General features: G+C 40.2%; 15 protein-coding genes. 10 read left to right on the top strand and 5 right to left on the bottom strand.

From position 1 onward, the window contains the following. From cyoC to cyoE, 3 genes are read left to right on the top strand one after another with little or no spacing between them, the layout of a single operon-like run. Positions 1-621 (top strand): cytochrome o ubiquinol oxidase subunit III, encoded by a 621-nt coding sequence (cyoC, locus tag GBI66_RS08285; RefSeq protein ID WP_004806016.1) that lies wholly within the window; start codon positions 1-3, stop codon positions 619-621. After that, positions 621-950 carry a cytochrome o ubiquinol oxidase subunit IV gene (locus GBI66_RS08280; protein WP_004806013.1) on the top strand — a complete coding sequence of 110 codons (330 nt, stop codon included), beginning with the start codon at positions 621-623 and terminating at the stop codon, positions 948-950. The genes cyoC and GBI66_RS08280 overlap by 1 nt, the downstream gene beginning before the upstream one ends. Positions 951-960: 10 nt before the next feature. Further along, a complete protein-coding gene (gene cyoE / locus GBI66_RS08275) occupies positions 961-1,839 on the top strand; it encodes a heme o synthase (protein WP_151715752.1) in 879 nt (292 codons plus the stop codon). Positions 1,840-1,999: 160 nt separating this feature from the next. Here the strand turns inward: cyoE and GBI66_RS19735 are convergent, their stop codons facing one another. Further along, positions 2,000-2,233, bottom strand: a complete 234-nt coding sequence (locus tag GBI66_RS19735; protein ID WP_228267289.1) for a hypothetical protein — start codon at positions 2,231-2,233, stop codon at positions 2,000-2,002. 348 nt (positions 2,234-2,581) lie between these two features. Here GBI66_RS19735 and rpsF point away from each other — a divergent pair, with 348 nt between their 5' ends. From rpsF to GBI66_RS08235, 7 genes are all read left to right on the top strand, one after another. Continuing rightward, positions 2,582-2,965 carry a 30S ribosomal protein S6 gene (gene rpsF / locus GBI66_RS08265; protein ID WP_004806006.1) on the top strand — a complete coding sequence of 128 codons (384 nt, stop codon included), beginning with the start codon at positions 2,582-2,584 and terminating at the stop codon, positions 2,963-2,965. An 11-nt stretch (positions 2,966-2,976) separates the two neighbouring features. Next, positions 2,977-3,204, top strand: a complete 228-nt coding sequence (rpsR, locus tag GBI66_RS08260; RefSeq protein WP_000090661.1) for a 30S ribosomal protein S18 — start codon at positions 2,977-2,979, stop codon at positions 3,202-3,204. A gap of 12 nt (positions 3,205-3,216) precedes the next feature. Beyond that, positions 3,217-3,663 (top strand): 50S ribosomal protein L9, encoded by a 447-nt coding sequence (rplI, locus tag GBI66_RS08255; protein ID WP_005152015.1) that lies wholly within the window; start codon positions 3,217-3,219, stop codon positions 3,661-3,663. A gap of 113 nt (positions 3,664-3,776) precedes the next feature. Next, a complete protein-coding gene (locus GBI66_RS08250) occupies positions 3,777-4,076 on the top strand; it encodes a TM2 domain-containing protein (protein WP_005189766.1) in 300 nt (99 codons plus the stop codon). A gap of 187 nt (positions 4,077-4,263) precedes the next feature. Further along, complete coding sequence (dnaB, locus tag GBI66_RS08245; protein WP_004806002.1) at positions 4,264-5,709, top strand: replicative DNA helicase; 1,446 nt, start codon at positions 4,264-4,266, stop codon at positions 5,707-5,709. Positions 5,710-5,766: 57 nt separating this feature from the next. Further along, positions 5,767-6,840: an alanine racemase gene (gene alr / locus GBI66_RS08240; protein ID WP_151715751.1), complete on the top strand. Its 1,074-nt coding sequence runs from the start codon at positions 5,767-5,769 to the stop codon at positions 6,838-6,840. 61 nt (positions 6,841-6,901) lie between these two features. Next, the gene (locus tag GBI66_RS08235; protein WP_151715750.1) at positions 6,902-7,372 is read left to right on the top strand and encodes a DoxX family protein; all 471 of its coding nucleotides are present in this window, start codon (positions 6,902-6,904) and stop codon (positions 7,370-7,372) included. 53 nt (positions 7,373-7,425) lie between these two features. On the opposite strand, the gene GBI66_RS08230 is transcribed toward GBI66_RS08235, so the two are convergent. The 4 genes from GBI66_RS08230 to GBI66_RS08215 form a co-directional block, all read right to left on the bottom strand. Then, positions 7,426-8,160 (bottom strand): proteasome-type protease, encoded by a 735-nt coding sequence (locus GBI66_RS08230; RefSeq protein WP_005189775.1) that lies wholly within the window; start codon positions 8,158-8,160, stop codon positions 7,426-7,428. A gap of 16 nt (positions 8,161-8,176) precedes the next feature. Further along, complete coding sequence (locus GBI66_RS08225; RefSeq protein ID WP_005204722.1) at positions 8,177-8,956, bottom strand: transglutaminase family protein; 780 nt, start codon at positions 8,954-8,956, stop codon at positions 8,177-8,179. Next, positions 8,953-9,555: an alpha-E domain-containing protein gene (locus tag GBI66_RS08220; RefSeq protein ID WP_151715749.1), complete on the bottom strand. Its 603-nt coding sequence runs from the start codon at positions 9,553-9,555 to the stop codon at positions 8,953-8,955. The genes GBI66_RS08225 and GBI66_RS08220 overlap by 4 nt, the downstream gene beginning before the upstream one ends. Before the next feature lie 72 nt (positions 9,556-9,627). After that, entirely contained in the window at positions 9,628-11,178 is a 1,551-nt protein-coding gene (locus GBI66_RS08215) for a circularly permuted type 2 ATP-grasp protein (protein ID WP_151715748.1), read from the bottom strand. Positions 11,179-11,331: the final 153 nt, after the last annotated feature.

The following is an 11,331-nucleotide window of genomic DNA, read 5'->3' as shown; positions in this document are numbered from 1 at the left end:
ATGGCTGAAGTACTTCATCACGACAACCACGGCCACGATGGTCATCATGAACATGATGATACTGACTTAACGGTCTTTGGTTTCTGGACATACTTGATGAGTGACTTGATTCTTTTCGGATCACTCTTCATTGCGTTCGCTGTATTAAGCAGTCATATCCCGCCAGGAACCCCAAGTGCATATGACCTGTTCCATGATTCATTAGGCTTCGTGTTAACTGAAACATTTGCCTTATTGATTTCATCGGTAACATTTGGTTTTGCTGTACTTGCATCTTATAAAAAGAATGTAAATCAAGTGATCACTTGGTTGTTTGTTACATTCCTTTTTGGTGCATCGTTCATTGGTATGGAAATCTATGAGTTCCATCACCTTGTACACGAAGGCCATGGTCCAACTCACAGTGCATTCTTATCTGCATTCTTTACTTTGGTTGGTACACACGGTATCCACGTAACTTCTGGTTTAGTGTGGATGCTGGTATTAATCTACCAAATTAAAAAGAATGGTTTGACTTTACCGAATACACGTCGTCTTGCTTGCTTAAGCTTGTTCTGGCACTTCCTTGACATCGTTTGGATCTGTGTATTCAGCGTCGTTTACTTACTGGGAGTTCTCTAATGAGTAGTCATGACCATAATGCTGCAGGTGCGTCACACGGTAACTTTAAACAATACACGATTGGATTTATCCTATCTGTCATCCTTACCATCATCCCTTTCGGGATGGTGATGGCTGGTGGTTTTAGTCGTGGCATTTTAGTTACAGTAATTGCAATTACTGCTGTTGCTCAGGTACTTGTACAACTTGTGTATTTCTTGCACATGAATACATCATCTGACCAACGTTGGAACCTTATTGCATTTATCTACACAATCTTATGTATCGCTGTACTTTTAGTCGGCTCTGTGTGGATTATGAATTACCTACACTACAACATGATGATCTAAACTGATCGTCATGTGGAAAAAGTACTTATTCCTGACTAAACCAGGAATTCTCTTCGGTAATTTTATTACCACCTTGGGCGGCTTCTTCTTAGCCGCCCAAGGCTCTATAGACTGCCTCTTATTATTACTTACTCTTATCGGAACAACATTAGTGGTTGCTTCTGGTTGTGTAGTCAATAACGTAATTGATCAAGACATCGATCAGAAAATGCAACGCACCATGAACCGTGCACTTGTGACTAAAACCATTTCCCCTACTGTTGCCATGTGCTATGCGCTGGTTTTAGGTGTGATTGGCTTTAGCATGCTCTGGTTTTATGTTAATGCTTATGCTTTTTTATTCGCTGTCATTGGTTTTGTAGTCTATGTCGGTTTTTATAGTTTGTGGAGCAAACGCACCACAATTCATCAAACCGTGATCGGTAGTATTTCTGGAGCGAGTCCACCTGTTATTGGTTATGTGGCTGTAAGTCATCAGTTCGATATGGCGGCCCTATTGATCTTTGTTGCATATGCTTTATGGCAAATGCCGCATTCATGGGCGATCGCAATTTATCGTTTTGACGACTATAAAAATGCAGGCGTTCCTATTTTACCTGTAGCCCGTTCAATCCTTAGAACAAAAATCGAATCACTGATTTATGTGGTTTTATTTACTCTAGCGATGAATGCATTATATGTATATGGATACACCAATATCGTGTTCTTGGTCATCTGTAATATACTTTGCGTTTACTGGTTCTACATTGCTATTTTAGGATTTAAGGCAGAAGATGATCAGCTTTGGGCCAAACGCTTTTTCCTTTTCTCAGTAATCCTCATTACTGTTATCAGTTTAAGCTTTAGCTTCACCTTTAAAAGCCCTGCACCATTCTTTCCTATTTTTTAAAAAGATAGAGAATGCTCTATCTTTTTATGCTCTCCCAATTTTTATCATTTCGTGCAATAAAAACATTGCGTTTTTTATTGCCTAAATGAAACATCATAAATAGATCTTCAAAGCAATTTTTTGCTTCTTTAAAATAAGAAAATTCATTGCTGACTTTCGCCTAACCAAAGAAAGTGCTGTCTTGCTCAAACGCCCTAAACAATTGATAAATCCTATTGGTATATTTCTGATCTAACTGTTGCCACAATGAACTTGGCAAAGGTAAAAACGCAAGTGTATCCAAACCATCAGATGCCATACAAAAACGGATTTCATAATCAGGCTGCAAAATCTGATTGAGTGCTTTTAAAGTTGTATCTCGATCTACGCCCTCACCTTGATAAGGAATAATCAAAGTTTGATTCTGATAATAAACAGTAATGGTAAATCCTCTTCACCCCAATCGACGATCATTAAGGTTTGGTAAATGTCACCTTGATATTGCTCAAAAGCATCTGAATATGCCTCCTGTATTCGACTGCAAAATCGACTCAATTAAGGCCACCGTCTTTATAAATTGTGGTTTCATTTTTATTGCCTATTTTTATTTAAAAAATATACCGCAAAGACTATGGCAAATTTGCTTTATAGCGTCAATTTGCATATAATCCCCGCTTCGCAATTTGCGACATAACTTTTTAGTTATGACTCCTTGCTTCTAATTTTTTTAATTAGGGGCTGCTTAAACCGTAAGGAGCTGACAATGCGTCACTACGAAATCGTACTATTGGTACATCCAGACCAAAGCGATCAAGTTGTAGGTATGGTTGAACGCTATATCTCTCAGATCAAAGAAGCTGAAGGTCAAATTCACCGTTTAGAAGATTGGGGCCGCCGCCAATTGGCTTACCCGATTAACAAAATTCACAAAGCACACTACATTCTTATGAATGTGGAATGTGGTCAAACGACTCTTGATGAGTTAGAAGAATTGTTCCGTTATAACGATGCAATTATTCGTAACATCATTATCCGTCGTGAAAACGCAATTACTGAAGAATCTTTGCTTGCTAAAAGTGCTGAAGAAAAACGTGCGCGTAAAGCTCAACGTGAAGAAGCACAACAAGCAGTTCCAGAAGCTGAATAAGGAGAACCTCAATGGCACGTTTTTACCGTCGTCGCAAGTTCTGCCGCTTTACAGCTGAGAATGTTGCGTACATCGACTACAAAGATATCGACACTTTAAAACAGTACATCACTGAAAACGGCAAGATTGTTCCTAGCCGTATTACAGGTACTAAAGCTCGTTATCAACGTCAATTAGCGTTAGCTATTAAACAAGCTCGCTATTTGTCTTTGATTCCGTACACTGACAACCATAAGTAAGTGAGGTGAGCTGTGGACGTTATCTTATTACAACGCATTAAGAATCTTGGTAAATTAGGCGATAAAGTATCAGTTAAAGCTGGTTACGGTCGTAACTTTTTGATTCCTCAAGGTAAAGCAGTAGCTGCAACTGAAGCTAACACTTCAGCTTTTGAAGCTCGTCGTGCTGAACTTGAGAAACAAGAAGCTGACATCTTAGCTGCTGCAACTGCACGTGCTGAACAATTGAACGAAGTTAACATCGTAATCACTGCGAAAGCTGGTGACGAAGGTAAACTTTTCGGTTCAATCGGTACTCGTGACATCGCTGACGCTTTAACTCATGCTGGTCTTACTGTAGACCGTGCAGAAGTTCGTTTACCAAACGGTGCGCTTCGTCACACTGGTGAATTCAACATCGCAATCCAATTGCATCATGATGTTGTTGCTGAAGTTCTCGTTACTATCGTATCTGAGTAATTTCTGCAAAGAAAAAGAGCATGTTTTACATGCTCTTTTTTTTATCTCTAAAAAATACAAAAACATCTAATTAAGTTTTAAATCTTATAATTTTCATCTCTATAGGACCACGTATGCAAAAGAAAAATCGTATCATCGCTTTGGTGCTTGCCATGTTTTTAGGATTCTTTGGCGTAGACCGTTTCTATCTCGGTAAAAAAACCAGCGGTATTTTAAAATTGATTACTTTTGGCGGTTTAGGCTTTTGGTGGTTTATCGATACCACCCTACTCCTGCTTGATGCTTTCCTCTATTCTTTAGGAAAAGACAATGGCTTTGTTAAAGATGCCCAAAAGAATAACCTTCGCTACGGCCTTTCAGCTTATCGCTTAAAAAATGGAAAATTTGTACAGGACTGGTTTGTAAAACCTTAAAACAAGGTCTTTTTATCTCAATCAATACATAAGAAGCACCATAACACTAGCTGTGATAGTAGAAGTGACTATCTATTATGCTATTGCATCACTTTCACAATTTTCACTGAATTAAATTGTGCCGACGACCTCCATTTGGATTAAGATAGTCATTCGGTTTTGTTTCATCTTTTTATTAGGTCTTGTTATGTCACAGGCGAATGCCAATTTTACAAAAAATTCTCCAAACACAGAGAGTAAAGTGAGTGACTCAGGTCAACTAAAAGAATTTCGCACTCCACCTCATAATCTTGCAATTGAGCAAGCGGTATTGGCAGCGTTAATGACGGTTGCTGAATCATTTGAACAAGTCAGCGACCTGCTTAAAGAAAATGATTTTTATGCGACACGTCACAAATATATTTATCGTGCCATTGAAAAACTGGCACAGGAAAACTCACCGTATGATGCCGTTTTGGTGAATGACTGGTTGCTCAAACAAAACCTGTTAGATGCCATTGGTGGTGAAGAATATCTGATGCAATTGATGGCAGACTCTCCATCGAGCTTCTACAACCTTGAAATTTATGCAAATAAAATCAAGGAGTTCTCAACTCTGCGTAACATGATCAAGATCAGCAGTGATATTTTACAAAATGCCTATGACACCAAAGGTCGTCCAGTCAGTGAAATTCTTGATTTAGCAGAAACCAGTATTTTCTCTTTAGCAGAACAGCACAATAACAATAAAAAAGATTCGGGTCCTAAATCAATCAGCTCAGTGACTGCAGATGTGATTACCAAGCTAGATGAGCTGTCTAAATTAGATGGCAACATTACTGGTTTAACCACAGGCTTCTTAGAGCTTGATAATAAAACATCAGGGATGCAAGCCGGAGATTTGATTATTGTTGCAGCACGTCCATCGATGGGTAAAACTACGTTCGCTATGAACTTGGTCGAAAGTGTACTGCAATATAACCGCTTACCGGCTCTCGTATTCTCTATGGAGATGCCAGCCGACTCGATTGCCATGCGTTTGATCTCTGCTATGGGTAAAGTCCATCAAGGCCATCTACGTTCAGGTAATCTCGATGCAGACGAATGGACCAAAGTCACTGGGACCATTCTTCAGCTACAAGAAATGCATCTCTATATCGATGACTCATCTGCCCTGCCACCAACCGAACTTCGTGCACGCGCACGTCGTGTGGCTAAAATGCATGATGGTAAAATCGGCTGCATCATGGTCGACTACTTACAGCTCATGAAAGTTCCAGGCATGGGCGATAACCGTGTCGGCGAGATCTCGGAAATTTCGCGAAGCTTAAAAGCTTTGGCCAAAGAAATGCAATGTCCTGTAATTGCACTGTCTCAGCTTAACCGTAGTTTGGAGAACCGACCAAACAAACGCCCAGTAATGTCAGACTTGCGTGAATCGGGTGCGATCGAGCAGGATGCCGACTTGATCATGTTTATTTACCGTGATGAAGTCTATAACAAAGAATCTAAAGAAGCTGGTACTGCTGAAATCATTATCGGTAAGCAACGTAACGGTCCAATTGGTAGTGTACGTCTCGCATTTGAAGGTCAATATACGCGTTTTAGTAATCTCTCGCCTGAGTTCTATGCTCAGTATGAAGATGACGAATAACATTCAAATTATTTCTATTTTATATACAATCCAAGTCGACCCAAAGGAGAACTCAGGGTGCGCCAAGCAACAGTTTATATTGACAGTGAAGCACTGCAATATAATTTAAACCGTGTTAAACAACTTGCTCCACATTCAAAAATCGTCAGTATGGTCAAAGCCAATGCTTATGGACATGGAGTCAAAAACTGTTTAGCCGCCCTTGAGGCCACGGACGCTTTTGGTGTCGCCTGTTTAGAAGAAGCACTGGAGATCAGGCAACTTGGATACACTCAGCCGATTACATTGATTGAAGGTGTGTTTGCTGAAGATGAGATGCAACAGGTCATCGAACAGAAGCTTGAATGCATCGTGCATCACAAGCGTCAAGTTGAATGGTTAATTCAGCATAAAGCTGCTTATAACGCATTAGATTTAAAGGTTTGGGTCAAACTAAATAGCGGTATGAATCGCTTGGGTTTTAAAATCGATGAAATCATTGACGTGATTCAACGCTTAAAAGCAGAAGGTTTTACCTGTGTGCTTGCCATGCATTTTGCCAATGCTGACGTAGACCATCCCTTAAATGAGCAACAAAAACAACAATTCTTACAGGTGAAACAAGCCTGTGAACCGATCTTGGTATCTTGCTGTAATTCTGCTGCGATTTATAAATACCCTGAACTACATTTTGATTTTGTTCGTCCAGGTATCATGCTGTACGGCGCGTCACCCTTCGCGGATCGCAATGTACATGAACTCGATCTAAAGCCAGTAATGACTTTTAGTGCCGAAATTATTGCCCTCAATCAGATTCAACAAGGTGAATTTGTCGGTTATGGCTCGACCTACTCAGTGTTATGTACGTCACAGATTGCCATTGTTTCGATTGGCTATGGCGATGGTTATCCACGCGCTTATGTGAAGCAAAACTTTGTTGCCATCGATCAACAACTTGTTCCTGTGGTCGGCCGTGTCAGCATGGATATGATCGCCATTGATATCAGCAATGTTAAAGCAGAAATCGGCACAAAAGTTGAGCTTTGGGGTCAATCTCGCTTAGTCGATGATGTTGCTGCTGCCAATGGAACCATTGGCTATGAGTTACTTTGCCGCCTCACTCAACGACCTGTGCGACAACTGGGTAACTAAACCATACTTGATCAACTTTTGGGTTTTATCTCTAATACAGTTTTAACCATTTACATCCAACATGTTAAAACTGATTTACGATAATCCGCTGTATAAAATGCCGATCCAGCAATTCGTGCTCTTTTTGATCCGAATTTCGATCGGCATTTTTTTCTTTACTACAGGCTTCAACAAACTTTTCATCGAAAAAAATAAACTGATTATGTTGGAAACAATCATTGATGCAGGCATTCCATTTCCAGCAATCATGAGTACTTTTGTTTCAGCGACTGAAATGCTTGCAGGTTTATTTCTGATTTTGGGGTTATTGACTCAGATCAGTAGTATTTTCTTGTTTATGATTTGCCTGACAGCACTATACACGGTTGGGATTCATACGATTCCAAGCGGCTTAGATCCGATAAGCTGGTTGAGTTGGTTCTTCTATGTACACGACCTATTGTATATGTTCATTCTGGCGATACTGATTACATCTCGGCCAAGCATACTGTCGCTAGATCGTATTCTAAGCAAAAATATAACAACATCTTAGGAAGATTCTCCCTCAAAAGAATCTATATATGCTTTTTAGGAATCTTGCTGGCGCTATAAACCATAGTCCGCTGTTGGCTTGGGTAACTCTTGTAAACCACGGCGCAAGGTCTCAGACCACTGTCGACTAATCTGAGTAAAATAAGGATCATCCTCACCAATCCGCTTACCTTCTGGAATTTTAAAACTATCTTTATGGTAAACCAGTGCATCTAAAGGCAAGCCGACTGAAACATTCGAGCGCAAAGTCGAATCAAAAGAAATGAGTGAACAGCGCAGTGCATCATCCAAAGGCATATCGTAGTGTAAAGCACGATCTAAAATAGGTTTTCCGTACTTGCTTTCACCAATTTGGAAATACGGTGTATCAGTCGTTGCACAAATAAAGTTCCCTTGTGGGTAAACATTATAAAGCTGCATCTCCTCGCCTTGAATTTGCCCACCGACCAAGATGCTACACGAATAATTCATCTGTTCTTGAGTATCACTGGTAATATCCTCAAGCACTTTGCGTAAGGTTTTTCCTACCAATTCAGCCACTTCAAACATCGTATTGGCACTATACAAATTCGGCTCTTGATGCAAAGCCAAAGCATTCTGCAAATGCCCGATCACGGCTTGTGTCGTCGCCAAATTACCTGCTGTTTGCAAAGCAATAAAACGTTCACCTTCAACACCAAAGGTATGCAACTTACGAAATACAGAAATATGATCGACCCCTGCATTGGTTCGGGTATCACTAATCAATACCAAACCCTGCTCTAATCTTAATGCGCAACAATAGGTCATCTTTCTCTCTTTACTTTCAACACGCCAAAACCTGCACCACAGACATCATACTTTCTACCCCGCCTTGCTCACGAATACCACGAACAGGCGCCACATCTAAATAATCACGTCCAACTGCAACGTATATATGGTTTTGGGGTGTAAATATCTGGTTACTTACATCAAAACAATACCACTCATTATCCACAAAAACCTCTGCCCATGCATGACTGGCGAGGTGTGGTTGATTTTCATCGTAGATATAGCCCGAAACGTAACGTGCAGGTAATTGTAACGCACGACACATGGCAATTAATATATGTGCGTGGTCTTGGCACACTCCTTGACCCGCATAAAAGGCATCAATAGCTGAGGTCGTAACCGAGGTGCTTTCAGGTTGATATGGAACTTGTTGTAAGATTTTTTCTGATAAAACAATCAAATGGTGGCGGTCTTTTACAGTAACAATCGAATGCGCAAAATCCGTCATGGTCAGGTCACAGCAGGTCATTGCCGTGCGTTGTAAAAACAGTAATGCTGAAACATCTGTCTCAAAATAACCCAACTCAGTCGCATGCAAATCCACCACTCCCTGCGCCATGATGGTCAAATAACGATAATCATGGCGTTGCGTTGCAGTAATCCATAGGTTATTAAACGCATCACGTTGACACGAATACTGTCCCGGCACGCTGATATGCCAATTCTCTACACTCTGATGCCGTGAACTTTGTGGCATCATTTTGATGGATTGGACACTGTTCCGCGCAATCTCAGTATATTGATAATGCGTTTGGTGATTCACCATGAGTTTCATGAGGATGCCTCAAATTGATTTTCCAATTTATAGGTAAATGCATAAAACTGATTTAAATATGGCTGTTCTTTTAATGTCTCCCAACACGGTTGTAAGTCTTGCCATCCCAAATGATATAGCCGCTCAATGGTTGGATCAATCGCATCAAAAACAGCATGGGTATTGTGTTGAAATCTGAAATAGGTATCAATTTGCTCAATACATTGCCCAATATGAAAAAATAGAAAAATATCTTCTTGCTCAGCTTTCAGAATCTCACAACAGCTTTGCACTACATCCTGAATAGCCAACCCATCTGCTGCCACATTTTTGATCAGATAATTAAGTTCTGCATACGCCTGTGCGGTTAATAATCCCCTCAACTCCTGAATATTGTCCCGCGCAATCTCAAGCTGACTCAATAAAGAATAAGGCTGCTGACGATCTAACATAAATTGATTCAAGTTTTCTGCATTATCAATATGTAAACAAAGTGCCTGTGCAAATTCTGATGCCTGATAATTATCATCAAAAGGTAAATGTCCTGCCACATGACCAATACGGAATAAATAACGTCCTAACCAATAAATATGTTGAGCGCTTGAGCTAAGTAAAAGCATAAATTTCCTCCCTTTTCTTAATATTCAGTCACACAGCCCGCGTTGTTATCATCTTCGGGCTGTGGATATGGTTCAGGAACGTAATGTTTCAACCACCCATGTATCTTTAATTCCACCACCTTGAGAAGAGTTCACCACGAGAGAGCCTGCTTGCATGGCAACACGTGTTAAGCCACCCGGCACAATTTCAGTGCGATAAGGTGAACTGAGTACAAAAGGTCTTAAATCAATATGTCGCTCAGCAACGCCTTCTGCTGTCATTGTTGGAGCGACTGAAAGAGCTAAAGTTGGTTGTGCAATGTATAAATGTGGCGTCTCGATTAATTTCTGTCTGAAACAATCAATCTGTTGTTGATCTGCTTGAGGACCAATCAACATGCCATAACCACCTGAGCCTTGTGCTTCTTTTACGACTAATTTTTCTAAATTACAGAGCACATAATCCAGCTGTTCCGCCTCTCGACATTGATAAGTTGGCACATTATTTAAAATAGGTACTTCACCTAAATAAAACTGAATCATCTGATCGACATATGGATAAATCGACTTGTCATCTGCCACCCCTGTTCCCGGTGCATTGGCAATCACAACATTATGCTGTAGATAGGCAGACATCAGTCCAGGCACACCCAAAGTGCTGTCAGGTCTGAAACTAAGAGGATCTAAGAATTCATCATCAACACGGCGATAGATAACGTCTACCTGTTGGCGACCACGAATAGTTTTGACGAAAACCTTATCATCTTCTACATACAGATCTCGACTGGTCACCAGTGGTACATCCATTTCACGCGCTAGAAATGAATGTTCATAATAGGCACTGTTAAAACGCCCAGGTGTTAGCACCACAATTAATGGCTGATCGACATAAGCATTTTCTTCGAGGATCGCCCTTAACAAACTTGGATATTGCTCAATCCCCTGTAAATTATTACTGCTACACAGATCTGGCATCAATTTCTGACTGATTTTGCGACTTTCCAGCATATAAGACACACCTGATGGTGTGCGTAGGTTATCTTCCAATACAAAGAAATCGCCTTGCCCGTCACGGATGATATCGATGCCACTAATTTGTGAATAAACCTTGCCTTTCAACTGGTGCTTTAGCATATGCGGCTGAAATGCTTCGTGCGCAATCACTTGTTCTGCGGGAATCAAACCTTCTTTTAAAATATGCTGTCCATGATAAATATCATCTAGAAATAAATTTAATGCTTTGACTCGTTGTGCACAGCCCGTCGCGATCTTTTCCCATTGCTTCTTTTCAATCACACGCGGTATCAAATCGTAAGGAATGGTACGCTCAGCACCCTCCTGATCACCATAAACATTAAAAGTAATACCTTGATATAAGAAATGCTGTTTTGCTTGTGCTTCTAGAATTTTTAAATCGTCAAGACTACGAATACTCAACCATTGCTCAATTTTTTTGGACGCTTCACCGTTAAAACTTTTGTCATCTAACATTTCATTGAAAAATTGTGATTTAAGTTGCTCAAATAAATTGGTGGTCACATTGAGCTGTGAAATAAATGTAGAGGTATCAACGGACGCCGCTGGATTGGGTTCTGGTGCGTAATAATCTGTGCTGATATGTAGGTTGTGTTCTTGTTCTGACATAGAAACCTCGTCTCATCATTTATTTATATCTAAAGGAAGCAATTTCAATGCCACTTATACAAAATGATCATTTTTCAACCAGACTTAGAATATTTAAGCAAAACTAAGGTCATTTCAGTCGTAAATACGTAATCTAGATAGGATGGACTTGAT

The sequence above is a fragment of the Acinetobacter sp. TUM15071 genome, assembly GCF_008980925.1.
Taxonomy (GTDB): Bacteria; Pseudomonadota; Gammaproteobacteria; order Pseudomonadales; family Moraxellaceae; genus Acinetobacter; species Acinetobacter dispersus.
The sequence above is the reverse complement of the archived record's forward strand: the minus strand, read 5'-3'. Positions and strand labels throughout refer to the sequence as shown.